The organism is Cellulomonas triticagri (assembly GCF_003696205.1).
Classification (GTDB): Bacteria; Actinomycetota; Actinomycetes; order Actinomycetales; family Cellulomonadaceae; genus Cellulomonas; species Cellulomonas triticagri.
The window spans coordinates 1-22,439 of record NZ_RFFI01000075.1; the positions used below are offsets into that span (position 1 = coordinate 1).

The 22,439-nt window shown below is 76.3% G+C and carries 26 protein-coding genes; 13 read left to right on the forward strand and 13 right to left on the reverse strand.

What is annotated here, in order from left to right:
* Together EBM89_RS13395 and EBM89_RS13400 are read right to left on the reverse strand one after the other, a co-directional pair.
* On the reverse strand, positions 1 to 242 hold a 242-nt coding region (locus EBM89_RS13395; protein WP_122149948.1), incomplete at its 3' end, for an SHOCT domain-containing protein.
* 16 nt (positions 243 to 258) lie between these two features.
* Entirely contained in the window at positions 259 to 690 is a 432-nt protein-coding gene (locus EBM89_RS13400) for a DUF6325 family protein (protein WP_122149927.1), read from the reverse strand.
* A 206-nt stretch (positions 691 to 896) separates the two neighbouring features.
* Between EBM89_RS13400 and EBM89_RS13405 the strand changes: the two genes are divergently transcribed.
* Positions 897 to 2,600 carry a SulP family inorganic anion transporter gene (locus EBM89_RS13405; protein WP_233571731.1) on the forward strand — a complete coding sequence of 568 codons (1,704 nt, stop codon included), beginning with the start codon at positions 897 to 899 and terminating at the stop codon, positions 2,598 to 2,600.
* Positions 2,601 to 2,607: 7 nt separating this feature from the next.
* On the opposite strand, the gene EBM89_RS13410 is transcribed toward EBM89_RS13405, so the two are convergent.
* Positions 2,608 to 3,603 carry a Gfo/Idh/MocA family protein gene (locus EBM89_RS13410; protein WP_122149949.1) on the reverse strand — a complete coding sequence of 332 codons (996 nt, stop codon included), beginning with the start codon at positions 3,601 to 3,603 and terminating at the stop codon, positions 2,608 to 2,610.
* 26 nt (positions 3,604 to 3,629) lie between these two features.
* Entirely contained in the window at positions 3,630 to 4,103 is a 474-nt protein-coding gene (locus EBM89_RS13415) for a MarR family winged helix-turn-helix transcriptional regulator (RefSeq protein ID WP_199732119.1), read from the reverse strand.
* Between the two features lie 100 nt (positions 4,104 to 4,203).
* Between EBM89_RS13415 and EBM89_RS13420 the strand changes: the two genes are divergently transcribed.
* Positions 4,204 to 5,121, forward strand: coding sequence for an NADP-dependent oxidoreductase (locus tag EBM89_RS13420; protein WP_122149929.1), 918 nt, complete (start codon positions 4,204 to 4,206; stop codon positions 5,119 to 5,121).
* Here the strand turns inward: EBM89_RS13420 and EBM89_RS13425 are convergent.
* Complete coding sequence (locus EBM89_RS13425) at positions 5,099 to 5,830, reverse strand: DUF8817 family protein (RefSeq protein ID WP_122149930.1); 732 nt, start codon at positions 5,828 to 5,830, stop codon at positions 5,099 to 5,101. The genes EBM89_RS13420 and EBM89_RS13425 overlap by 23 nt on opposite strands.
* 177 nt (positions 5,831 to 6,007) lie before the next feature.
* On the opposite strand from EBM89_RS13425, the gene EBM89_RS13430 reads away from it, so the two are divergent.
* The 4 genes from EBM89_RS13430 (at position 6,008) to EBM89_RS13445 (ending at position 7,872) form a co-directional block, all read left to right on the forward strand.
* On the forward strand, positions 6,008 to 6,313 hold the full coding sequence (locus EBM89_RS13430; RefSeq protein WP_122149931.1) for a F0F1 ATP synthase subunit epsilon: 306 nt from the start codon (positions 6,008 to 6,010) through the stop codon (positions 6,311 to 6,313).
* A gap of 58 nt (positions 6,314 to 6,371) precedes the next feature.
* A complete protein-coding gene (locus EBM89_RS13435; RefSeq protein WP_122149932.1) occupies positions 6,372 to 6,854 on the forward strand; it encodes a hypothetical protein in 483 nt (160 codons plus the stop codon).
* 143 nt (positions 6,855 to 6,997) lie between these two features.
* Positions 6,998 to 7,627: an ArsR/SmtB family transcription factor gene (locus tag EBM89_RS13440; protein WP_122149933.1), complete on the forward strand. Its 630-nt coding sequence runs from the start codon at positions 6,998 to 7,000 to the stop codon at positions 7,625 to 7,627.
* A gap of 5 nt (positions 7,628 to 7,632) precedes the next feature.
* On the forward strand, positions 7,633 to 7,872 hold the full coding sequence (locus EBM89_RS13445) for a hypothetical protein (protein ID WP_122149934.1): 240 nt from the start codon (positions 7,633 to 7,635) through the stop codon (positions 7,870 to 7,872).
* A gap of 41 nt (positions 7,873 to 7,913) precedes the next feature.
* On the opposite strand, the gene EBM89_RS13450 is transcribed toward EBM89_RS13445, so the two are convergent.
* From EBM89_RS13450 to EBM89_RS21850, 4 genes are all read right to left on the reverse strand, one after another.
* Positions 7,914 to 8,396 (reverse strand): hypothetical protein, encoded by a 483-nt coding sequence (locus EBM89_RS13450; protein ID WP_122149935.1) that lies wholly within the window; start codon positions 8,394 to 8,396, stop codon positions 7,914 to 7,916.
* Complete coding sequence (locus EBM89_RS21310) at positions 8,393 to 8,548, reverse strand: hypothetical protein (protein WP_158609667.1); 156 nt, start codon at positions 8,546 to 8,548, stop codon at positions 8,393 to 8,395. The genes EBM89_RS13450 and EBM89_RS21310 overlap by 4 nt, the downstream gene beginning before the upstream one ends.
* Before the next feature lie 359 nt (positions 8,549 to 8,907).
* On the reverse strand, positions 8,908 to 9,582 hold the full coding sequence (locus EBM89_RS21845; RefSeq protein ID WP_199732120.1) for a response regulator: 675 nt from the start codon (positions 9,580 to 9,582) through the stop codon (positions 8,908 to 8,910).
* The gene (locus EBM89_RS21850; protein WP_199732121.1) at positions 9,570 to 10,817 is read right to left on the reverse strand and encodes a sensor histidine kinase; all 1,248 of its coding nucleotides are present in this window, start codon (positions 10,815 to 10,817) and stop codon (positions 9,570 to 9,572) included. Before EBM89_RS21850 ends, EBM89_RS21845 begins: the two co-directional genes overlap by 13 nt.
* A 176-nt stretch (positions 10,818 to 10,993) precedes the next feature.
* Here EBM89_RS21850 and EBM89_RS13465 point away from each other — a divergent pair, with 176 nt between their 5' ends.
* Together EBM89_RS13465 and EBM89_RS13470 are read left to right on the forward strand one after the other, a co-directional pair.
* Entirely contained in the window at positions 10,994 to 11,893 is a 900-nt protein-coding gene (locus EBM89_RS13465) for an ABC transporter ATP-binding protein (RefSeq protein ID WP_122149937.1), read from the forward strand.
* Positions 11,890 to 12,672 carry an ABC transporter permease gene (locus tag EBM89_RS13470; protein WP_122149938.1) on the forward strand — a complete coding sequence of 261 codons (783 nt, stop codon included), beginning with the start codon at positions 11,890 to 11,892 and terminating at the stop codon, positions 12,670 to 12,672. Before EBM89_RS13465 ends, EBM89_RS13470 begins: the two co-directional genes overlap by 4 nt.
* A 41-nt stretch (positions 12,673 to 12,713) precedes the next feature.
* Here EBM89_RS13470 and EBM89_RS13475 read toward each other — a convergent pair whose 3' ends face one another.
* Together EBM89_RS13475 and EBM89_RS13480 are read right to left on the reverse strand one after the other, a co-directional pair.
* A complete protein-coding gene (locus tag EBM89_RS13475; RefSeq protein WP_122149939.1) occupies positions 12,714 to 15,008 on the reverse strand; it encodes a putative Ig domain-containing protein in 2,295 nt (764 codons plus the stop codon).
* Positions 15,009 to 15,186: 178 nt separating this feature from the next.
* Positions 15,187 to 16,389 carry a sensor domain-containing phosphodiesterase gene (locus EBM89_RS13480; protein ID WP_199732122.1) on the reverse strand — a complete coding sequence of 401 codons (1,203 nt, stop codon included), beginning with the start codon at positions 16,387 to 16,389 and terminating at the stop codon, positions 15,187 to 15,189.
* Between the two features lie 192 nt (positions 16,390 to 16,581).
* On the opposite strand from EBM89_RS13480, the gene EBM89_RS13485 reads away from it, so the two are divergent.
* Positions 16,582 to 17,061, forward strand: coding sequence for an OsmC family protein (locus EBM89_RS13485; protein ID WP_122149941.1), 480 nt, complete (start codon positions 16,582 to 16,584; stop codon positions 17,059 to 17,061).
* Positions 17,061 to 17,792 carry a hypothetical protein gene (locus tag EBM89_RS13490; RefSeq protein ID WP_122149942.1) on the forward strand — a complete coding sequence of 244 codons (732 nt, stop codon included), beginning with the start codon at positions 17,061 to 17,063 and terminating at the stop codon, positions 17,790 to 17,792. Before EBM89_RS13485 ends, EBM89_RS13490 begins: the two co-directional genes overlap by 1 nt.
* 96 nt (positions 17,793 to 17,888) lie before the next feature.
* Here the strand turns inward: EBM89_RS13490 and EBM89_RS13495 are convergent, their stop codons facing one another.
* Positions 17,889 to 18,890: an aldo/keto reductase gene (locus EBM89_RS13495; RefSeq protein ID WP_122149943.1), complete on the reverse strand. Its 1,002-nt coding sequence runs from the start codon at positions 18,888 to 18,890 to the stop codon at positions 17,889 to 17,891.
* Between the two features lie 270 nt (positions 18,891 to 19,160).
* On the opposite strand from EBM89_RS13495, the gene EBM89_RS13500 reads away from it, so the two are divergent.
* From EBM89_RS13500 to rocD, 3 genes are all read left to right on the forward strand, one after another.
* The gene (locus EBM89_RS13500; protein ID WP_147463553.1) at positions 19,161 to 19,715 is read left to right on the forward strand and encodes an SRPBCC family protein; all 555 of its coding nucleotides are present in this window, start codon (positions 19,161 to 19,163) and stop codon (positions 19,713 to 19,715) included.
* Between the two features lie 148 nt (positions 19,716 to 19,863).
* Complete coding sequence (gene ddaH, locus EBM89_RS13505; RefSeq protein WP_122149945.1) at positions 19,864 to 20,700, forward strand: dimethylargininase; 837 nt, start codon at positions 19,864 to 19,866, stop codon at positions 20,698 to 20,700.
* 53 nt (positions 20,701 to 20,753) lie between these two features.
* Entirely contained in the window at positions 20,754 to 21,980 is a 1,227-nt protein-coding gene (gene rocD / locus EBM89_RS13510) for an ornithine--oxo-acid transaminase (protein ID WP_122149946.1), read from the forward strand.
* 58 nt (positions 21,981 to 22,038) lie between these two features.
* On the opposite strand, the gene EBM89_RS21315 is transcribed toward rocD, so the two are convergent.
* A partial coding sequence (locus EBM89_RS21315) for a CAP domain-containing protein (protein ID WP_199732123.1) occupies positions 22,039 to 22,439 on the reverse strand: 401 nt, incomplete at its 5' end.

Genomic DNA, 22,439 nt, shown 5'->3' on the forward strand with positions numbered 1-22,439 from the left:
AGGGCGGCGGCCGGGGCCGGGGCCGGCTGGGCGTACTGCGCCGCGGCCTGCTGCGCGGCCGCCTGGACCCGCGCCTGCTCGTCCGCGGCGGCGCGCTGCTGCTCCTCCCAGGTCTGCTGCGCGCGGCTCTGCTGGCGGCGCTGCACCGCACCGGCCGTGGCCTGCGCGGTGCCGGCGATCACGGCGGTGCGGGCGGCGGTCCCGAGGAGTCCGGGTCGGCCGAAACGGCGTCCGAGGGGCATGACGGCTCCTTCGTGCTCAGTCGACGGTGAGAGCGAGGTCGGCGACCTCGTTCACCACGGCGGCGGGGACGTGCTCGCGGGCCAGGACGACCCCGCCCGTGGCGCTGGTCCGGGCGACCACGCGGCGCGCCCAGGTGTGCTCGACGACCAGGACCACGGCGCACGACCCGGGCGCGACGACGTCCGCGATCCCGCCCAGGTCCTCCTCGCCCGCGAGGCCGGCGCCCAGCAGCTCCACCCGGGTCAGCTGGACCTCCGGGCCCAGCTCGTCCACCTCCAGCAGCACCACGTCCCCGTCGAGGTCGCGGCGCACCACGGCGAGGTCGAGCAGCGTCACCACGCCGCTGGCGAGGACCTCCAGCACCGCCTCCTGGACGGTGTCGGGCACCCGGTCGCCCGGGAACCCCAGCGCGACGACCTCCACGGGTCCGTACGTCGATGTCGTCATGTGCCGTCCTCCGTGCGGTGTCGTCGGACCTCCACGGTCCCCCGGTCCGCACCCCGGGGCCTCGCCCGCGGGGGATGAGGCTCGCCGGGCGGGGTCGCTCACTCCGCGGGGGTGACGCGGTCCCGGCCCGCGTCCGGTGGTCTTGGTCGAGCGAGACCCGTGCTCGTCCGTGCCCGTGCGTGCCCGTCGTCGACCGAGGAGGACCCGTGACCCGCGCCTGGCTCTTCCCGTCGCTGTCGGGGTACCGCCGCTCCTGGCTCGGCACCGACGCCCTCGCCGGCCTGACCGTCTGGGCGGTGCTCGTGCCGGAGTCGCTCGCCTACGCCACGATCGCGGGGGTCAGCCCGGTGGTCGGGCTGTACGCGGCGGTCCCGTCGCTCCTGCTGTACGCCGCCGCCGGCAGCTCCCGGCACCTCGTCGTGGGTCCGATGTCGGCGACGGCGGCACTGTCGGCGGGCGTGGTCGCCGGGTTCCGGCCCGGCGACGACGCGGCGTTCTGGGCGCTGACCACGGCGACCGCGCTCGTCACCGGCGTGCTGTGCCTGGTGGCGGGTGCCGTGCGGGCCGGCTTCCTCGCCGCCTTCATCTCGGAACCGGTGCTCAAGGGGTTCATCGTCGGGCTCGCGCTCGTCATCATCATCGGGCAGGTCCCGGCGCTGCTCGGGCTCGACAAGGGCGAGGGCAGCTTCGTCGAGAAGGCGGCCGACGTCGTCGTGGCCCTGCCCGACACGGACCCGGTGACCGCGGCCCTCGGGCTGACCTGCCTGGCGGTGCTGCTCCTGCTGCGCCGGTTCGCCGAGCGGGTGCCCGGCGCCCTCGTGGTCGTCGCGCTGGGCATCGTCGCCGTCCTGACCCTCGGGCTCGACGACGGCGGTGTGGCCGTGGTCGGTCCCATCGACGCCGGCCTGCCGGCCCTCGGCCTCCCTGACGTCGACCTGAGCACCTACGCGGACCTCGTCGGCCCCGCGGCAGGGGTGATGCTCGTCGGCTTCGCCGAGGCGCTCGGCGCCGCCAAGACCTACGCCGCGCGGGCCGGGTACGACATCGACGCGAACCGCGAGCTGCTCGGCATGGGCCTGGCCAACCTCGGGTCGGGGCTCGCGTCGGGCATGGTGGTCAACGGCAGCCTGTCCAAGACCGCGGTCAACGGCGGCGCGGGTGCCCGGAGCCAGCTGTCCGGCATGACGGCGGCGGTCCTGACGCTCGCGACCCTCCTCTTCCTCACCCCGGTCTTCGCGTCGCTGCCCGAGGCGACCCTCGCGGCCGTCGTCATCGCCGCCGTCGTCGAGCTGGTCGACGTGCGGGCCCTGCGGCGGCTGTGGTCGCTCGCCGGTGCCACCGGACGCCGGCTGTACGGCGGTGCCGCCCGGTTCGACGCCTACGCGGCGCTCGCCGCGCTCGCGGGCGTCCTGGTCTTCGACACGCTGCCCGGGCTCGTCATCGGTGTGCTGATCTCGATGGTGCTGCTGCTCGCCCGGGCGTCCCGGCCCCACGTCGCCGTGCTCGTGACCGACCAGAACGGCACCTGGGTCGACGCGGAGCGGCGCACGGTGCGCGGCCAGGCACCCGGCAGCTCGGTCCCCGGCGTCCTGGTGGTGCGGGTGGAGGCCGGGCTGTTCTTCGCGAACGCGGACACCGTCCGCGACACCGTGCGCCGCCTGGCCGCGGAGCAGCACGCCGACCTGGTCGTGCTGGACGCCCGCACCACGCCGTTCGTCGACAGCGCCGCCGCCGGGATGCTGGACCTCCTGCGCCACGACCTGGAGCGCGCCGGCGCGCGCCTCGTCATCGCCGGGGACGTCGGTCAGGTGCGCGACGTGCTGCGCGCCGCCGCGCAGGGCGAGCGCGGTCCCCTGCCGCACCATGACTCCGTCGACGAGGCCGTCCGGGCGCACCGGCGCGCGCCGTGACCGCGGGCTACGGGGCGAGGGCGCCCCGCCACGCGTCGAGCAGCCGCGCCGTGGCGGTCGTGTCGCCCCACGGCATCCCCTCGACCTCGGTGACCCCGGCGGACGCGGCGGCGACGAGGGCGGCAGCCTCGGCCGCGAACGCGTTGACGACGGGCACCTCGACCCGCTCGACCCCGGCGGCGGTGCGGATCTCGAAGCCGGTGGCGGAGACGCCGCGGGTGCCCCAGCCGTCCGCGGCGTGCACGGTGCCGTGCTCCCCCTCGACGGTCACGGCCCGCGTGAGCGTTCGGGTGATCGCGGCGGCGACGTGCGCCTCGAACCCGGGCCCGTCGACGCCGGGGGCCGCGAGGACGGCGCGGGTGCGCTCGTCGACGCCCCGGCGGCTGAGGCGTCCCTCGACGCGCCCGACCGACAGCGTCTCCGGGGGCACCCCGGCCCACCGGGCCACCGCGACGGCGAGCGACACCGGGTAGCCGCCGACGTCGTAGACCGCGCCCCCCGCGAGCGCGGGGTCGAACAGCCGCCCGGTGCGGCTCAGGCTGGTGAACCCGAACTCGGCCCGCAGGGAGCGGACCGCCCCGATCCGGCCCGAGGTGATCACGGACCGCAGCGCGTCGGCGAACGGCGTGAACCGGTACTTGTACGCCTCCACGACGGGGAGCCGGGCCTCGGCGGCCGCCGCGAGCACGGCATCCACCTGCGCGGCGTCGGGGGCGAGGGGCTTCTCGCAGAGCACCGGCAGCCCGGCGCGCAGCGCGCGGACCGCCAGGTCGGCGTGCGTGGTGTGCACCGTCGCGACGTACACCGCGTCGACGTCGGCGGCCAGGACCTCGTCGTAGGTCCCGGCGACGGGGATGCCGCGCCCGGCGGTGAACGCCCGCGCCCGGGCCGGGTCGGTGCTGGCGACGGCGACGACCTCGGCGTCGGCGGTCGCGGCGAGGGCGTCGGTGAAGACCCCGGCGATCTGCCCGGTCCCGAGCACCGCCCAGCGGGTCGTGGTCATCGCGGAGGTGGTCCTGTCGTCGCCGGTCACCGGTGCGCCGCGAGGCACTCCGGCTTGATGTGCCCGAGCAGGGTCGCGGCGGCGTCGCCGAGCCCGCGGAGCTGCTCGGGGGTGAGGCGGGCGAGCACCAGGTCCCGGACGGCGGCGCCGTAGGCGTCCTCGGTGTCCGCGACGGTGCGCGCGCCCAGGTCGGTGAGCCGCGCGAGCGTGTACCGCCCGTCGGCGGGGTCCGGGGTGCGGGACACCATGCCCCGCTTCTCGAGCCGCGCGACGATGCGGGACAGGTGCGAGGGCGTGACGGACGCGGTATCGGCGAGCCGGGACATGTGCAGCGCCTGCTCGGGGGTGCGGGACAGCCACCGCAGCACCTGGTACTCGACGTGCCCGACGTCGGAGTCCTGCGCGAGCCGGGTGTCGAGGGCGGCGGGCAGCCAGGTCATCAGGCCGACGACGTGGGCCCAGGTGCGGTCCTCGTCGTCCTGCAGCGCTCCGGTCGTCACGCCGCCATCCTAGCGTCACTTGACACGGAAAGTACCGCTGCCTAGCGTGACTTTCCGCCGCAAGCACCTGCGGCGCCGACAGCACGGAAGAGGCGAAGCCATGCGCGCAGCGCGCTACCACGAGTACGGCGACCCGCAGGTCCTGCGGATCGAGGACGTCCCGGAGCCGCACGCCCCGGCGGGTGCCATCCGCATCCGGACGCTCGCCGCCAGCGTCAACCCCGTGGACTGGAAGCTCCGCGCCGGGTACGCCCGCGAGGTCATGCCCCTCGACCTGCCCGTGACCCCCGGCCGCGACGCCGCCGGCGTGGTGGACGAGGTCGGCGAGGGCGTCACCGGCGTCGCGGTGGGCGACCTGGTGTTCGGGCTCGGCGGCCTCGCGGACACCACCGCCGAGCACGTCGTGCTCACCGCCTGGGCGCACGTCCCCGACGCGTGGACGCCCGAGCAGGCCGCCTCCGCCGGGCTCGCGTCCGCCACCGCCCTGCTGGGCCTGGCCGCGCTGGGCGACCTCGCCGGGAAGACCCTGCTGGTCGAGGGCGCCGCGGGCGCCGTCGGCAGCGCGGCCGTCGTGTTCGCCGTCGAGGCGGGCGCCCGGGTCATCGGGACCGCGAGCGAGCGGAACCACGGCTACCTCGCCGACCTCGGCGCCCTGCCGACCACCTACGGCGACGGCCTCGCCGAGCGGGTCGCCGCCCTCGCCCCCGAGGGCGTGGACGTCGTGCTCGACACCGCGGGATCCGGCTCGCTGGACGACCTCGTCGCGATCGCCGGGTCGACCGACCGCGTCGCGACCGTCGCCGACGCCGCCGGGGCCGCGCGCCTCGGCGTCCGGCACGTGTACGCCGAGAACCGCTCCGACCTCATGGCCCGCGCCGCCGCGCTCGGCACCACCGGCACCTACGTGCCGCGCGTCGCCGAGGTCGTGCCCCTGGAGGACGTCGCCCGCGCCCACGAGCTCGCGCAGAGCGGCGCACCCGCCGGGAAGGTCGTCGTCACCCTCGCAGCCACGGCGTGAGCACCTCGGCGTCGGCGACGCTCGCGACCACCCGCGCGCGCTCGTCGGCGCCGAGCTCCAGCCCGGACAGCAGCCCGCCCCACTCGGCCACCCGGTCCGGCTCCCCCAGCGCCGTCGCGAGCTCGACCAGCCCCGCCAGCACCAGAGCCCGCTCCACCACCGACCCCGCGTCGGCGTGCCGGCGCCAGCCCGACACCAGCGCCCGGTAGGCCGCCAGGTCGTCGGTCTTGAACTCCCGCAGGACCCGCGCGTTGTCCAGCGCCCGCGCCAGCCCCACCAGGTCGCGCGAGCCGCCGTACTCCAGCTCCGCCGGCTCGTCCCGCTGGATGACGATGACCGTGTTGCCGCTCGGGTCCACCAGCGAGAACCGCGACGCCCCCGCCCGGTAGCGGGTGATCCGCGGCAGTCCCTTCGCGAGCACCTTGCCGTGCGCCGCGCGCATCGCCGCCGCGAACGCGGCGTGGTACGCCGCGACGTCGCCCACCATCACCAGTGCGCCGCCGGTGTTCTCGACCTCCGGGTCCACCGACGGCGACGCCTGGCCGTAGTGCAGGTCGATGCCGCTCCACCGGAACGCCAGGTACAGGTACGGCCGCCGCTGGTCCCACGTCACCTCGAACCCCAGCGACGTCCAGAACGCCACGGTCGCGTCGGCGTCGGTGCTCTGGAGCAGGGGCACCATCTGCTCGTCGGGGACGATCCCGGTCATGGCAGGGCCTCCGGTGGGGTCGGGACCCACCAGTCTGCGCCTCCGGGGACCACCTACGCCGGTGCCCCTGTACACCAACCGGACGCGTGACCCCGTGGACCTTCGTGCGACATCGCGCCCCGGACCGGGCGGGAGACTCGACGGTCCCGACCACCGCGACCCCCGGGAGCACCGATCGTGGCCACCACCCAGCCGCACCCCGCCCAGCCCGCCCCGTCCACCCCGCCGGGCACCGCACTGGCGGTGCAGGTCGTCGCGCCGGACGGCACGCTGTGGTCGGGCGACGCCCGGCAGGTCACCGTGCCGTCGGCGTCCGGGTCGCTCGGCGTCCTGCCCCGGCACGAGCCGCTGGCCGCCGTGCTGGTCGCCGGGACGGTGCGGGTGCGCCCGACGGCGACGGAGGTGGTGGAGATCGCGATCACGGGCGGCTTCGTCGTCGTGGACGACGACGACGTGACGGTGCTGGTCGACGCCGTCGCCTGACGCGACCTCACCCGCCGGCCCGGCTCCGCGGGCGCGTCCCGACCGGCAGGATGACGCCATGACGACGCCCGCTCCCCCGACCCCCGTCGGGGACCCCGCGCCGCCCGCGTCCGACCGCTGGCAGGTCGCCGCCCGGGACGCGTGGTCGGTGGTGTGGCGGTGCGTCGCGATCCTGCTCGGCATCGCCGTCGTCGGGGTCGTCGCCGCCGTGGCGACGAGCCAGAGCGGCGCGGGTGGCGCGGTCTACCTGCTGGGCCTCATGTGGGTGGCGCACGCCCTGATCACCCTGGTGGTCGGCTACCCCGTGGGCGTCGTGACGACCCGGCTGCTGCCGGCGGCACCGGGCGCGCCCGCCGCCGTGGGCGCGTTCGCGCTGGCGGGTGCGGTCGCGGGCTGGGCGGTCGTCGCGACGCTGGCGCAGACCGCTGCGGCGGACTTCTCCTTCGCGGTCTGGTCCGCCCTGGGCGGCGTGACGGCGGGGTCGGCGCGCGCGTGGGCGCAGCGGTCGGTGGTGCGACGCCGGGAGCGCCGCGGCGCCTGAGCCCGCCCGACGGGTCACGTCGCCCGGGATCGGGGCTGCGACCGTCGGGACCCGGCGCACCACCGCGCCACTCGGCCGGACGCGCAACATCCCTTTCGCAACGCCTCTTGCGCAAGAGGTGTTGCGCGTTCTACGGTAGGGGCATGAGCCCGACCCCCGACGACGCCGACCGCGGCACCCTGCGCGTCTCCGACCCCACCCGGGTCCGCGCGCTCGCGCACCCCGTGCGGCTCGACCTGCTGTCCTTCCTCGACGACGTCGGCGAGGCGACCGCGACCGAGTGCGCCGCGCACCTGCACCAGACGGTCGCGAACTGCTCGTTCCACCTGCGGTCCCTCGCGAAGGCCGGGTACATCGAGCCCGCCACCCCCCGGGGCCGCGAGCGCCCCTGGCGCGTGGTGAGCCGCGAGCGCACCATCACGCCGGACCCGGAGGACACCGCGTCGCGGCGCGCGGTCCTGGAGCTCGGCGAGCTGTCGGTCCGCCGCGAGGCCGACCGGTACACCGACCACCTGCGCCGCCTCGTCGGCACCGAGGTCGTCCCGCCCGAGCTGATCCCCCTGACGCAGCTGATGACGTCGGCGTACTGGGCCACCCCGGAGGAGAACGCCGAGGTGACGGCCGCGCTGCACCAGCTCGCCGACCGGTTCGCGGGCCGGACGACCGACCCCGCGAGCCGCCCCGCGGGCGCGCGCCTCATGCGCGTGTTCACGGCGATGAACCCCGACATGGACCACGAGCCGACCCCGGCTCCCCCGCACCCGGAGGACTGAGTCCGATGACCACCGTGACCTTCGACGTCAGCTACGGCACCCGAGCCGTCCCGTTCCGCCTGCCGTACCTGAGCGTGCGGCGCCGCCGTCCGGCGGGGGTGCTCGCCGCGGTGGCGGACCGCCGGGAGGCGCACCGCGAGCGCTCGGCGCACCGCGCCCGCGTGGCCCGCGCGGTCCAGGCGGGCCTCACGGAGCGCGAGCGCGCCACGGACCGCGCGCTCGCCGCCCGCGCGGGGTTGCTCTAGCGACGGTCCGTTGGGACAGGGCATCGCTGGGCCTGCGCCTGTCAGCCCGCCGTCACCACGACGGTGACGACCGCGCCCCCCGGTTCGGGGGGCGCGAAGTCGCCTTCGCCCCCAGGGTTCTCGACGGTCTCCGCGACGACGACGCTGACCGCGACGTCCTCGCCGGTGCCGGTGAACCGCAGCCCGTCCGGGCGGTAGGCAGACGTGAGGCCGTACTGCTCGCCGTACGCGTCGAGCCAGGACCGTGCGGCGGACTCGATGCTCCCCGGCACGCGGTAGGCGACGCGCACGCGCGCGGCCGCGTCGGGAAGACCGAGACCCCACTGCGACTGCTGCTCCTCGCGCCCCAGCTCCACGGCGTCGACCGGTGCGACCAGCAGGGGCTCCTGCCGGATCGTCGCGAGCCGTGGAGCGGGACCGCCGGTCAGCAGCGCAACCCCTCCGGCACCGAGGAGCAGGAGAACGGCAGCGGCCGTCGCGACGACGAGCCGTCGTCGCGACGGCTGGGGGCCGTCGTCGGTCACGCGGGCGTGACGGGGGTTGTCGCAGCCCGTCCGACCGAGACCGCCCCCGATGCGGACAGGCAGCCGACGTCGAGCTGGGTCCGCAGCTCCGGAGGTCCGTTGAACTGCATCCTGCCGGGCGTCACGATCTGCACGTCGGCCTCGTCACCCACCCTCATCTCTTTCGGGACCGCGACGGTCGCCGAGGACGAGCACTCGCCGGACGGGACGAGCAACCGCAGCCCGCGGCGCTCACGGTCGGCGGACTCGACAGCGACCGCGGTGAGCCCAACGCCCCATCGACGGGTGGAGATCTGCACAGGTTGCTCCCAGGTCGGGGGTGGTGCGCCGAACCTAGGGGCGGGTGAGGTCCCGCCGCAGCGGTTCCGTGCGAACTCACCCGTCCGCCGGGCGTGCCCACTCCGCGCGGGTGAGCCCCCGCAGCCCGGCCGCCCGTCCGGGTGACGCAGCCGACCTGCCCGGGACCGGCCCGGTCACGGTCCACGGCCGGCCCGACCCGTCCCGCCTCGCGCTACTCCAGGCCCGCGTCGTGCACCAGGCGCGCGATCTGCACCCGGTTGGTCACGTCGAGCTTGGCGAACAGGTGCGCGACGTGGGTCTTCACGGTCGCGAGCCCGAGGTAGAGCTGCTCGGCGATCTCCCCGTTGGACAGCCCCCGGGCGACGGCGGTGGCGACGTCCCGCTCGCGCGGGGTGAGCTGCTCGAGGCGCCGCAGGGCGTCGGCGCGGCGGCCGTCGTCCTGCGGCTGGGTGACGTTGGCGATGAGCTGCGCGGTGACCGTCGGGGACAGGATGGGCTCGCCCGCGGCGACGCGGCGGATGCCGTCGACCAGCTGGTGCGGCGGGGTGTCCTTGAGCAGGAACCCGGCGGCGCCCTCGCGCAGGGCGCGCAGCACGAGCTCGTCGGCGTCGAAGGTGGTGAGGACGACGACCTTCGCGGCGGACCCGCGCTCGCGCAGGGTGCGCAGGGCGGTGAGCCCGTCGACGCGGGGCATCCGGACGTCCATGAGGACGACGTCGGGGGCGAGGCGGGTGACGACGTCGACGGCCTCGGCCCCGTCCGCGCACTCGGCGACGACCTCCAGGCCGGGGTCACCGCCCAGGATGAGCCGGAGGCTGGCGCGGACGAGCGCGTCGTCGTCCACGACGACCAGGCGCACGGGCGGGTCGGAGGTCAGGTCGGCCACGGCAACCACACTCTCACGGCGTAGGTCCCGTCCGGCCCGGGCCCGTGCTCGAGCGTGCCGCCGACGAGCTCGGCGCGTTCCGCCGCGCCGACGAGGCCGAGCCCGGAGCCGGGGGTCGCGGCGGGCCCGGGGGCGACGAGGCGGTTGCGGGTCTGCAGCAGCAGCCGGTCCCCGGGGGCCCCGGCGAGCAGGACGCGCACCTCGTGCCCGGGGGCGTGCTTGCGCGCGTTGGTGAGCGCCTCCTGCAGGATGCGGAACCCGGTGCGGGAGACGGTGCCGGGCAGGTCCGCGAGGGCCAGCAGCCCGCCGGTCGGCAGCCCGCTGGTGTCGAGGTGCACGTGGCCGCCGGACTCGACGGTGTCCGCGAGCAGCGCGGGCAGCTCCGCGAGGGTCGGCTGCGGCGCCTCGCGCTCGGTGGGCACGGGGCCGGGGCCGCCGCCCGTGGCCCGGAGCACGCCCAGCACCTCGCGGAGCTCGCCGAGCGCCCGGTGCGCGCCGTCGCGGATCTGCTCGGCGGACTCGGTGATCTGCTCGCGGGTGAGGTCCTGCCGGTAGGCGAGCCCGCCGGCCTGCATGGCGACCAGCGAGATGCGGTGCGCGAGGACGTCGTGCATCTCGCGGGCGATGCGGGTGCGCTCGGCGTCGCGGGCCTGCGCGGCGCGGGCCTCCTGGGCGCGCTCGGCGTCCTCGGCGCGCTGGCGCAGGGAGGCGAGCAGGTCGCGGCGGGCCCCGATGTAGAAGCCGATGGCGATGACGGCGCCGCACACCACGATCCCGAGCGCGACGACGACCGTGACGTAGAACGGGCCCTGGACGGGCGTGGCGAGCGTCGCGTCGCGGTAGACGTACTCGTAGGCGAAGGACGCCGCCGTCCAGATGCCCGCGACCGGCAGCACCTCGCGCCAGCGGCGCCGGGTGCTCAGCGACACCAGGGCGAGCGTGGCGGGGCCGACCGCGGACGACGAGGCGACGGTCAGCGCGGCGACGAACCCGGCGACCGCGACGGGGTAGCGGCGGCGCAGCGGCAGCAGGGCGGTCCCGGCGGCCCCGATCACGAGGTCGAGCACCAGCATCGCGCTGATGGCCCCCTCGTGGCCGGGCCGGGCGTAGGTCACGGTGTCGTACGTGACGAACATCCACAGCACCAGCCCCGTGCCGATCGCCACGAGGTAGCGCCAGGTCCGCGACCAGGGGCCGAGGCGCGGGGGCGCGACGACGGGAGGCGGGGCGGACATGGCGTCGAGCGTAGGTCGCCGGGCCGCCCCTCGACATCGCCCCCGCGGCGGGGCCCGCCTCCCCCGGAAGGAGGAGACGGTGCCCCACCCGCGCCGCGACCCCTCAACCCGGCGGCGCTCGGGGCGAGCCCCGCAGCCGACGCGCCCGACGGCGGACCGCGCCGAGGCTGGGGACCATGATCGAGATCGCCCACCTGACCAAGCGGTACGGGTCCACCACGGTGCTGGACGACGTGTCGTTCACCGCCGCGCCCGGCCGCGTCACCGGGTTCCTCGGGCCGAACGGCGCCGGGAAGTCCACGACCATGCGCGTGCTGTGCGGTCTCGCGACCGCGTCCTCCGGCACCGCGACCGTCGCCGGCCGCCGGCTGCGCGACGTGCCGAACCCCGGCCGCACCGTCGGGGTGCTGCTGGACGCGTCCGCGCAGCACGCCGGGCGCTCGGGCCGCGAGGTGCTGACCCTGTCCGCCCGCCTGATGGGCCTCGCCCCGGGCCGGGTCGCCGCGTGCCTGGACCTGGTCGGCCTCACCGCCGCCGAGGCCGACGCCCGCACCCGCACCTACTCGCTGGGCATGCGGCAGCGACTGGGGCTCGCGCACGCGCTGCTCGGCGAGCCGGACGCCCTCGTGCTGGACGAGCCCGCCAACGGGCTCGACCCGGCGGGCATCCGGTGGATGCGCGACCTGCTGCGCGCCTACGCCGACGGCGGCGGGACGGTGCTGCTGTCCTCGCACCTGCTGCGCGAGGTCGAGGCCGTCGCCGACGACCTGGTGCTGATCGGGCGCGGTCGGGTGCTCGCGCACGGCACCACGGCCGATTTGCTGTCCGCGCCGGGCACCGAGGTGCGCAGCCTGGACGACGGGGCCCTCGCCGGTGCGCTGATCGCGGCGGGGCACGACGTGCGCCCGCTCGACGACGGCGGGCTGAGCACGTCCGCGAGCGCCGAGGCGGTCGGGCGGCACGCGCTGGACGCCCGGGTGGTGCTGCTGGACCTGCGGCCGGCCCGGTCCGCGGGGCTCGAGGACCTGTTCTTCACGCTGACGGCGGGCTCGGCCCGCGAGGAGGTGGCCGCATGAGCGCCGCGACCCTGACCCCGCCCGGCACGGCGGCCCCCGCCCGTGCGGGCGTCCCGTGGACCCGCCTCGTCGGGGTGGAGCTGCGCAAGCAGGTCGACACCCGCGCCGGGCGCTGGCTGCTGGCCCTGGTGGTGCTGGTCGACGTGGCCCTCGTGGCCCTGTACCTATGGGCCGCCGACGAGGCCCCGGGCTGGTCGGCGCTGACCGAGGCCTCGTCGGCCGGGCAGCTGCTGCTCCTGCCGCTGATCGGCGTGCTGGCCGCGACGTCCGAGTGGTCGCAGCGCACGGCGCTGACGACGTTCGCCCTGGAGCCGCGCCGTACCCGGGTGCACGGGGCGAAGGCCGCCGCCGGGATCGTCCTGGCGCTCGGCATCACCGTCGCGACGCTCGCGGTCGCGGCCGTCGCGACCCTGGTCGGCGGGGCGCTGCACGACGGCGCCGGGTCCTGGTCCCTGGACGGGGCGCTGCTCGGCGGGCTGGCGCTCGCCCTGGTGCTGCTCGTGCTGCAGGGGCTCGGGTTCGGGCTCGCGCTGCTGTCGACGCCCGCGGCGATCGTCGCGTACCTCGCGCTGCCGACGGTGTGGTCGCTGGTCTCGGCGCTGGTGCCCGCCCTGCGCGACCCCGCGGACTGGCTCGACATGTCGGGCCCGCTGACCGGGCTGATGTCCGGGTCGCTCACCGGTGACGGGTGGGCGCAGCTCGGCACCTCGACGCTCCTGTGGGTCGGCGTCCCGCTCGCGGTCGGCCTGTGGCGCACCGCGCGCCGCGACGTGGCCTGAGCGGCGGTACCCGCGCTGCCCGCCCACCTCGGCCGACCCGGTCAGGGGCGGGCGGGCAGCGCGTCGACCACGACGACGCGAGGTGTCACCCGCAGGGCGAGCGCACGTCCCGGTCGGACCTCGACGACGGTCGCCGGGAAGGTGGTCGCCGTGCCCGCGCGGTTGGTGAACTCGGCGACGACCGAACGACCCTGCAGGTCCGCGGTCGCCGTGAGCACCAGGGTGGGGTCGGTGGCGCCGGAGATCGGGACCGGGTCGCCACCGTCCTCGTCCAGCAGGAACCACTGGACGGTCGGTTCGGGCACCCCGGTGGCCGCGGCGGTGAAGACGAGGTCCGCACCCTCGACCGCGAGCGTGACGGACTCGGGCTGCACGGTGATCTGCGGCGCCCGCTGCGCGAGGACGGTGAGGCGGGCGGGGGCGGACTCGACCCGCCGCGTGCCGTCGAGGTACGTGATCGCGAGGACGTAGAGGTCACCGTCCGCACCCCGGTCCGCGGTCGCCACCTCGACGCTCGTCCGGCAGCGGTCCCCGCACCACATGCCACCGCCGACCTGCTCGTAGGTGGCACCCCCGTCGGTCGACCGCAGCCACAGCCGACGCTGACTCCGCAGGCCGTCGGTCGCGTACACCCCGGCGAACGTCGCGGTGTCGCCCTCGACCACCGTCTGGTGCGACGGGGCGGTGACGATCCGCGGCACGGTCTCGACGACCAGGGTGGCCGCGCGGGTCGTCGCGACCCCGTGGGCGTTGCGGAACTCCGCGCGGTACTGCCGGCCCCGGTCGGCGACGCCCGGGGCGACGACCACCAGCTCGGGTGCGGTCGCGCCCGCGACCGCCTGCCAGCCGTCGTCGGGCCCGGCGTCCTCGTCCGCGCCGTCGCGCGTGAACCACTGGACGGTCGGGGTCGGGTCCCCCGAACCCGCCGCGGTGAACCGCGCGTCGGTCCCGGCGAGGACGTGCACGTCCGTGGGCTCGAGGTCGACCACCGGCGGCGGGGGCGGCTCGACGGTCCAGGTGAACGTCGTGGTGTCCGTGACGCCGGAGGCCGTGGCGCTGACCGTGACCCGGGACGTGGTGGTCCCCGTGACCACCGAGGGCGTGCCGGTGATCGTGCTCGTGCCGCGGTCGAAGGTCAGCCCGTCGGGCAGCCCGGACACGGTGAGCACCGGCGTGCCCGCCGTGGCGGGCTCGACCCGCGCCGCGACCGGCACCGGCACGACCGGGAACCCGGCGCTGCTCACCCGGTCGGCGACGGCGTCGACCTCGACCACCACCGTCACCAGCCGGAGCAGGTGCGCGGAGCGCGCACCCTCGGGCGTCGTGAAGTCCCCGGCGACCACGTACGCACCGTCGTGCGGCACCACGGAGAACACCGTGTCGCTGAACGACCCGACGAGCTGGAAGCCCGGGTCGGGGACGAGATCGGCGTCCAGCCGGACCAGGTGCGGCACCGCCTCGCCCCGGTAGCGGGTGAAGCTGCCCCCGACGTAGTAGCCGTCGCCGTCCGGGACCACCACCCGGACGTTCCCGTCGAAGCCGGTCCCGAGGGCGGCGTGGAACGCCGTGTCGGGCTCGAGCCGCGCGTCCAGCCGCACCAGGTACGCCGCGGCCTCGCCCCGGTACCGCGTGAAGTTCCCGCCGACCAGGTACCCGCCGCCGTCGGCGGGCACCACCACGCGGACGTCGTCGTCGAACCCGGTGCCCAGCGCGGCGAGGAACGCCTCGTCGATCCGCAGGTCCGCGTCCAGGCGGACCAGCCGCGGCACCGCCCGGCCCTGGTAGCGGGTGAAGCTCCCGCCCACCACGAATCCGTCGCCGTCGGGCACGACGGCGCGGACCGCGCCGTCGAACCCGGTACCGAGCGCGGCGGAGAACGCCTCGTCGATCCGCAGGTCCGCGTCCAACCGCACCAGCCGCGGCGCGGTCCGACGCTGGTACAGGCTGAAGTTCCCGCCGACGAGGTACCCGCCGTCGACGGGCAGGGCGACGGAGACCCAGCTGTTGAAGCCCGACCCGAGCGCGGCGGCGAAGTCGGTGTCGAGCTCCAGGTCGGCGTCGAGCCGCGCGAGGTACGGCGCGGAGACACCGCCGTACCTGGTGAAGAACCCGGCGACGACGTAGCCGTCCGGTTCCGTGGGCGCGACCGAGAACACCGAGCTGTTGAACCCGCCCCCGAGCCCGGCGTCGAACGCGGGGTCCACCACGAGGCCGGTGGCGTGGGCGCGGGCCGGGGCGGCGCCGGTGACCACGAGACCCGCGGCGGCGAGCGCGCACACCAGCAGGACACCGAGCAGCGTCTCGGCCGGTCGGCGGGACGCGCGACTGTGCAGCACCGGGACCTCCGCGCGCGGCTCGTCGAGCGGACCGCGCTGCGCGCCGCGTGGCCCTCGGCCCCCGAGGACGTCGCCGGACCCGCCCCGGATCCGTGCACCTCACAGCGTGCGGCACGATCGCACCGGTGTGTGTAGGACCTAGGACCCACGCATCGCGTCGCCCCGAGGGCCGGGAGCCTCAGGCGTCGCGGTGGAACGGGCCGTCGCCCAGCGCGTCCTCCCACGCCCCCGGCCGACCCAGCAGGTACCCCTGCCCGAAGTGCACGCCGAGGTCGAGCAGCGCGTCCCGCTCGGCGGGCGTCTCGATGCCCTCCGCGACCAGCCACGCGCCCACCGACCCCGCGAAGTCCACGACAGCGCGGGCCAGCGCCTGCCGGACCGGGTCGGCGTCGATGCCGCGCACCAGGTCCAGGTCCAGCTTGATGGCCGTGGGCCGCAGCCGCAGCACGTGCCGCAGGCTGGCGTACCCCGCACCGGCGTCGTCGACGACGACCTGCACCCCGGCGTCCCGGAGCCGGTCGGTCACCGCGACGAGCCGTCCGTAGTCGTGCACGGGGGTGTGCTCGGTGAGCTCGACCCCCACCCCGCCCCCGCCCGCCAGCAGCAGCGGCTCCGTGCGCGGGTCCAGCAGCGCGTCGGCGGACAGGTTGACCGACAGGCGCACGTCCGCGGGCAGCCGGACCGCGTGCCGCAGCGCCCGCCGCGCGGCCAGCACCTCCAGGTCCACCGCGCAGCCCGCCGCCTGCGCCGCCGCGAACGCGTGCACCGGCGTCGGGAACCACCGCGGGTCGAACCGCGACAGGGCCTCCACGGCGACGACCGTGCCGGACCCCAGGTGCTCGACCCGCTGGAACACCGTGCGGATCTCCTCGCGCTCCAGCACGGTGCGCACCCGCCGCACCCGGTCCGAGACGGCCGGCCGGTGGGGCAGCCCCGGTACCCCCAGGTGGTCCTCGACCAGCGCGGCGGCCAGGCCCAGCACCCGCAGCGCGTCCTCGCCCAGCAGCGGGTTGGCGCCCTGGCCCAGGCAGCAGAGCATCCCGACCGGTTTGCCGTCGGGCCCGCGCAGCGGGGCACCCGCGTAAGCGCCGATGCCCATCTCGTGCGTGACGTCCAGGTCCCGCGCCTCCGGGTGGCGGCGCGCGTCCGGGATCACCGGCGGCAGCAGCCCGCTGAGCACCCGCACGCAGTACGTGTCGTCGAGGTCGAGCTCGTCGCCCACCGCCATCTGCATCGGACCGGTCTCGGTGCTGGTCGCCAGCACCACCTCGGCCGACCGCGTCAGCCCCGACAGGAACGCGATGTCCATCTGCAGGTGCTCGCGCACCCGGTCCAGGATCTGCCGCACGCCCGGCTCCTGCGCCGCGCGCGCTGCGGTCAACGGTCCACGATCCTCGGCGACGCTCATCCGGCCCCCTGGTACCCGGCAGAACTCGACCCGCTCCACAGTAGTGACGCCCCACGATCCGGCCAGCGGGGCGACCGGTGGGTCGCACCGTTCCCCCACCTGGACCAGCGCACCCCGGCAACCGCTGTCCGCGAGACGTCGCGCGGACCGTGGCAGGATCGCGGCATGGAGAGCCCGCTGACCCCGACGACCCCGCCCGCCACCGCCCCGGCACCCGTGCCCGCCGCCGACCCGGCGAGCACCCGGCTGTGGGTCGAGCGCACCGGCATCCGCACCTACACCGGCCGCAACACCCGCGGCGCCGAGGTCAGCATCGGCCCCACCGAGGCGGGCGCCGTCTTCACCCCCGGCGAGCTGCTGAAGATCGCGCTGGCCGGCTGCTCCGGGATGAGCGCCGACCACGCCCTGCGGCACCGCCTCGGCGACGACGTCGCGGTGACCGTGGACGTCGAGGGCGCCAACCTCACCGCCGAGGACCGCTACCCGGAGCTGCACGAGCGCATGGTCGTCGACCTGTCCGGCCTGGACGAGGCCACCCGCGAGCGCCTGCTGCGCGTCGTGCACCGCGCCGTCGAGGAGCACTGCACGGTCGGCAACACCCTCAAGGCCGGGGCGACCGTCGACCTCGAGATCGCGGACGCCTGATGGCGCTGCGCCGGACCCCGCTGCTCGACGCGGCCCTGGACCGGGCCGTGACGATCCCGTCCGCCACGATCCACGCGCACGTCGCCGCGGTCCGGCGCAAGCACCCCGACGCCACCCCCGCCGAGGTCGTCGGCGTGCTCGAGCGGGAGTACCTGCTCGTGGTGCAGGGCACCGGCGGTGCCGTCGGCGCGGCGGCAGCGGCACCGGCCGTCGGCACGGGCGTCGCGCTCGCCCTGACGGTCGGCGACGTCGCGACGTTCTTCGGGGCGTCCGCGGCGTTCGCCCTCGCCGTCGCCAGCGTCCACGGCATCGAGGTGCAGGACGCCGACCGGCGGCGCGCCCTGCTGCTGGCGACGATCCTCGGGGAGTCCGGCGCGAAGACCGTCGCCGACGCCGGCACCCTGACCGGGCTCCGCGGCCTCAACGTCGCGCGCGCCCTGCTGACCCGCATGCCCACCGGCACGATCCGCCGGGTCAACGCGCGCCTGACCCGCCAGCTGCTCAAGCGGCAGCTCGCCAAGCAGAGCGGCCTCGCGATCGGCCGCCTCGCGCCGTTCGGGATCGGTGCGGTCATCGGCGTCACCGGCGCCCGGGCGCTCGGGCGCACCGTGGTGCGCGGGGCGCGCGACGCGTTCGGCCCCGCTCCGGTGGCGTGGGACGGCGGGCGGGTCGTGGTCGTGGAGACCGGCGACGCCCCGCGGCTGCTGGAGCAGCCCCCGCGCGAGCCCTGACGCCGCGCGCCGCGTCGTCGACCGGGTTCTCGCCTGCGCGCCGGGAGGCTGGGGCAGGCGAGAACCGTGCTCTCGACGCGTCCGCGTGCCGCGGTGCTACCAGCGGTCGTGCACGTGCGGGCGGATGCGCTCGTCGTAGATGGCCCGCAGCGCGTCCGCGCGGGCGGGGTCCAGCGGGGGCAGGTCCGCGGCGGCGGCGTTCGCGCGCGCCTGCGCGGGGGTGCGCGCGCCGGGGATCACGACCGTGACGCCCGGCTGGTCCAGCACCCAGCGCAGCGCGAGCTGCGTCGTCGTCGCCCCCTCCGGGGTCAGCGCGGCGACCTCGCGGGCGGCGGCGACGCCGACGTCGTAGGGCACGCCGGAGAACGTCTCGCCGACGTCGAACGCCTCGCCGTGCCGGTTGAACGCCCGGTGGTCGGTGGCGGCGAACCGGGTGTCCTCGTCGTACTTCCCGGAGAGCAGGCCGCTGGCGAGAGGGACCCGCGCGATGACCGCGACCCCGGCGGCTTCGGCGGCGGGGAGCACGCGCTCCAGCGGCTTGCGGCGGAACGCGTTGAGGATGATCTGCACGGAGGCGACGTGCGGCCGGGCGATGGCCGCGAGCGCCTCGTCGACCGTCTCGACGGACACCCCGTACGCGGCGACCCGCCCCTCGGCGACCAGGGTGTCGAGGTCGTCGTAGGTGGCGTCCCGGTCGAGCACCGCGGACGGCGGGCAGTGCAGCTGGACCAGGTCGAGCACGTCGACGTCGAGGTTCGCGCGGGAGCGGTCGGTCCAGGCCCGGTAGGCGTCGAGCGTGTACGCCTCCGCCACGTGCGGGTCGGCGCGGCGGCCCATCTTGGTGGCGACGGTGATGGGCGGCGCGTCGGGGCTGCTGACGCGCCGGGCGCGCAGGAACCGGCCGACGAGGGTCTCGCTGCGGCCGTCGCCGTAGACGTCCGCGGTGTCGAGGAAGGTCACCCCGGCGTCGGCCGCCGCGGCGAGCACCGCGAGGGCGTCGTCCTCGCCGACCTCGCCCCAGTCGGCGCCGAGCTGCCAGCAGCCCAGACCCACGACCCCGACGTCCCGACCAGCCCTGCTCAACGCCTTCGTCTGCATGCCCGCGAGGCTATCCGGTGGTCCGGGTGCCGCGCCTGGCGTGGCGCGCTCACCAGCGACGACGGGGACGAACCCGGACGAAGGTGATGGACCGGACAGGCGGTCGCAGACGTCACCCGCTCGGCGTGGGTGCCTGCACCCGGGCGAGGCCCCGTGGAGCCCCGCACGCCACGCACGGGGCGACGCGAGGGGGGAAGATGGATCCCGGACGTCCGGGGGGCGACGCGGGCAGATGGCCCCGACCCGGTCCACGTCCGCTCAGGGGGCGACATGATCACGCGAGGACGGGACCGGGTGCCGCGCGCCCGCGTCGCTCGGGTGCTGCCGCTCGACGCCGCCCAGGCGTGGTCGCTCGTGGCGGACGTCCGCCACCACACGCGCTGGGTCCCGCTGACCCGGGTCGACGTGACGCGTCCGTCCACCGGCACCACGCTGCACGGCTGGGACCGCTGGCCCGACGGGTCCGCCCCGGAGGTCGGCGACGAGATCCTCGCCGTGAGCGGGCCCGGCGCCCGGCGCGGCGCCCCGGGCCTGGTGGACCGGATGCGGATCGAGCGGTTCGAGGCCCCGCTGGGCGCGGTGCCCGGCGTCGCGGTGTTCAGCAAGGTCGGCCCGGTCATCCTCGGCACGGCCCGCATCGAGGTCGAGCCGCTCGGGCACGGCTCGTCGCGCGTCACCTGGACCGAGGCCGTGCACCTGCGCGGGCTGCCGCGCGGGGCCACCCAGCTGCTCGGCGCGCTGCTGCTCGACGGCATGCTCCGCTACGTCATGGGCCAGGCCGAGCGTGAGGCCCGGCGCCTCGTCGCGCAACGAACCTCCGCCTGAGGGCTTCTGCACGCAACGTTTCGCCGGTGAGTGCGCAACGGCGTGCGCTCTGCTGCGCCCGGATCCCCTCGTACGCTCTACGGGACGCTGCCCCGACGACGTGGCCGGGCGCCGAGACCCGATCCCCCACGGACCCTCGAGGAGCACCATGGCCGCGACACCGCAGAGCACCCGCCGGCACTACCTGATGTGCGAGCCGACCCACTACACGGTCTCCTACGAGATCAACCCGTGGATGGACTCGACCCGGTACACCGACGCGGACCTCGCGGTGCGGCAGTGGACCGTCCTCAAGGAGACGTTCGAGCGCCTCGGCCACACCGTCGAGACCATCGACCCGATCCCCGGGCTGCCGGACATGGTCTACGCCGCCAACGGCGCCACCGTCGTCGACGGCCTCGTGTACTCGGCGAAGTTCCGCTACCCGGAGCGCCAGCCCGAGGGCCCGGCGTACGAGAAGTGGTTCGCGGACCACGGCTACGTCACGCACACCGCCGAGGTCGTCAACGAGGGCGAGGGCGACATCCTCGGCGTCGGCGACGTGCTGCTGGCGGGCACGGGCTTCCGCACCGACCGCGCCGCGCACGACGAGATCGCCCGGGTCACCGGCCGCGAGGTCGTGAGCCTGGAGCTCGTGGACGCGCACTACTACCACCTGGACACCGCGCTGGCCGTGCTGGACTCCACCGCCGGGCGCGAGCAGGTCGCGTACTTCCCGCCCGCGTTCTCGGACGCCTCCCGCGCCGAGCTCGAGCGCCGCTACCCGGACGCCGTCATCGCCTCCGAGCGCGACGCCGCCTGCCTCGGCCTGAACGCCGTCAGCGACGGGCTCAACGTCGTCGTCGCCCCCGGTGCCGTCGACCTCGCCGCGCAGCTGACCGCGCGCGGCTTCGTCCCGCACCCCGTGGACACGAGCGAGCTGCTCAAGGGCGGCGGCGGCGCGAAGTGCTGCACCCTGGAGATCCGCGGAACCCGCACCCCCTGATCCGACCGGCGCCCCGGCCGGACCGGGGCGCCCCGCCCCGACGAGGTGACCGCATGACCGCCACCCTCCCCGCCCGAGGCGCCGAGACGGCCGGACCGCTCGCGCACAACTACCACCCGCTGCCCGTGACCCTCACCTCCGGCGAGGGCGCGTGGGTGCGCGACGTCGAGGGGAACACCTACCTCGACCTGCTCGCCGGGTACTCCGCCCTGAACTTCGGGCACCGGCACCCCGCCCTGACGGCCGCCGCGCACGCCCAGCTCGACCGGCTGACGCTCAGCTCGCGGGCGTTCGACCACGACCTGCTGCACCCGTTCGCCGCCGCGCTGTCCGACCTGTCCCGGACGGTGGTGGCCGGGGACGCCCCGCCGATGGTGCTGCCGATGAACACCGGCGCCGAGGCCGTGGAGACCGCCATCAAGGCCGCGCGCAAGTGGGGCTACGAGGTGCGCGGCGTCGCCCCGGAGCAGGCGACGATCGTCGTCGCGTCCGGGAACTTCCACGGCCGCACGACGACCATCGTGTCGTTCTCCACCGACCCCGAGGCGCGCGACGGCTTCGCCCCGCACACCCCCGGGTTCCGCGTGGTGCCGTTCGGCGACGCCGCCGCGCTGCGGGACGCCGTGGACGAGACCACCGTCGCCGTCCTGCTGGAGCCGATCCAGGGCGAGCAGGGCGTCGTCGTCCCGCCCGCCGGGTACTGGCCCGCCGTCCGGGAGATCTGCGACGAGGCCGGCGTGCTGCTGGTCGCCGACGAGATCCAGTCCGGGCTCGGGCGCACCGGCACCACGTTCGCCCTGGAGCTGTGGGACGTACGCGCGGACCTGGTCACCCTGGGCAAGGCGCTCGGCGGCGGCGTGCTGCCGGTGTCCGCCGTCGTCGGCCGCCCGGACGTGCTCGGGGTGCTGACCCCCGGGACGCACGGGTCCACGTTCGGCGGCAACCCGCTCGCCTGCGCCGTCGGCCTCGCCGTGGTCGCCGAGCTCCGCACCGGCGTGCACCAGGAGCGCGCCCGCGTGCTCGGCGCGCACCTGCACCAGCGGCTGACCTCGCTGGTGGACGCCGGGCTGCTCGTCGGCGTGCGCGGCGTCGGGCTGTGGGCGGGCCTGGACGTCGACCCCGCGCGGATGACCGGGCGCGCGCTCTGCGAGCGGCTGCTGCGGCTCGGGGTGCTCGCGAAGGACACCCACGGCTCGACCATCCGCCTCGCCCCGCCGCTGGTCATCGACGAGGCCGACCTGGACCTCGCCGTCGACCGGCTCACCCAGGCGCTGCGCTGACGGACGCCCGCACCCCCGCCGCGGTCCTGCTGCGACGGGGGTGCGGGGTCGTGCGCGCTCAGGAGAAGCGCATGGCGGTGTAGAGCCGGCCGTTGATAGTCACGGCGCCGATCGACACCGACGACTTGCCCTCCTTGAGGATCCACGCGCGGTGGCCCGGGGAGTTCAGGTAGGCCTGGATCATCTGGGAGTCGCTGACCGGCTGCACCCAGCCCACGATGTGGTCCGAGCCGCCGTGCCAGATGCTGCCCGCCGCCGCCATCGCGGCCGCGTGGTCCTGCAGGTTCGACGAGCCGGACACCGAGAGCGCGGGCAGGCCCGCGTTCGCCCGGGCCGCGTTGACGGCCGCGCCGAGACCGCCGACCCCGTACGCCTGCACCCCGGCCGCCCACGACGTCGCCGGTGCGGCAGCCGGTGCGGCCGCACCACCCCCGCCACCGCCACCGCGCGGACGGGCCG

Bases quoted from the DNA above. Each gene is read 5' to 3' on its own strand.
- EBM89_RS13410 (WP_122149949.1), bottom strand. From the start codon at position 3,603: ATGACCACGACCCGCTGGGCGGTGCTCGGGACCGGGCAGATCGCCGGG.
- EBM89_RS13425 (WP_122149930.1), bottom strand. From the start codon at position 5,830: ATGACCGGGATCGTCCCCGACGAGCAGATGGTGCCCCTGCTCCAGAGC.
- EBM89_RS13420 (WP_122149929.1), top strand. From the start codon at position 4,204: ATGCGCGCAGCGCGCTACCACGAGTACGGCGACCCGCAGGTCCTGCGG.
- EBM89_RS13445 (WP_122149934.1), top strand. From the start codon at position 7,633: ATGACCACCGTGACCTTCGACGTCAGCTACGGCACCCGAGCCGTCCCG.
- EBM89_RS13485 (WP_122149941.1), top strand. From the start codon at position 16,582: ATGGAGAGCCCGCTGACCCCGACGACCCCGCCCGCCACCGCCCCGGCA.
- ddaH (WP_122149945.1), top strand. From the start codon at position 19,864: ATGGCCGCGACACCGCAGAGCACCCGCCGGCACTACCTGATGTGCGAG.
- EBM89_RS13490 (WP_122149942.1), top strand. From the start codon at position 17,061: ATGGCGCTGCGCCGGACCCCGCTGCTCGACGCGGCCCTGGACCGGGCC.
- rocD (WP_122149946.1), top strand. From the start codon at position 20,754: ATGACCGCCACCCTCCCCGCCCGAGGCGCCGAGACGGCCGGACCGCTC.
- EBM89_RS13495 (WP_122149943.1), bottom strand. From the start codon at position 18,890: ATGCAGACGAAGGCGTTGAGCAGGGCTGGTCGGGACGTCGGGGTCGTG.
- EBM89_RS13440 (WP_122149933.1), top strand. From the start codon at position 6,998: ATGAGCCCGACCCCCGACGACGCCGACCGCGGCACCCTGCGCGTCTCC.
- EBM89_RS13400 (WP_122149927.1), bottom strand. From the start codon at position 690: ATGACGACATCGACGTACGGACCCGTGGAGGTCGTCGCGCTGGGGTTC.
- EBM89_RS13435 (WP_122149932.1), top strand. From the start codon at position 6,372: ATGACGACGCCCGCTCCCCCGACCCCCGTCGGGGACCCCGCGCCGCCC.
- EBM89_RS13465 (WP_122149937.1), top strand. From the start codon at position 10,994: ATGATCGAGATCGCCCACCTGACCAAGCGGTACGGGTCCACCACGGTG.
- EBM89_RS21850 (WP_199732121.1), bottom strand. From the start codon at position 10,817: ATGTCCGCCCCGCCTCCCGTCGTCGCGCCCCCGCGCCTCGGCCCCTGG.
- EBM89_RS13500 (WP_147463553.1), top strand. From the start codon at position 19,161: ATGATCACGCGAGGACGGGACCGGGTGCCGCGCGCCCGCGTCGCTCGG.
- EBM89_RS13470 (WP_122149938.1), top strand. From the start codon at position 11,890: ATGAGCGCCGCGACCCTGACCCCGCCCGGCACGGCGGCCCCCGCCCGT.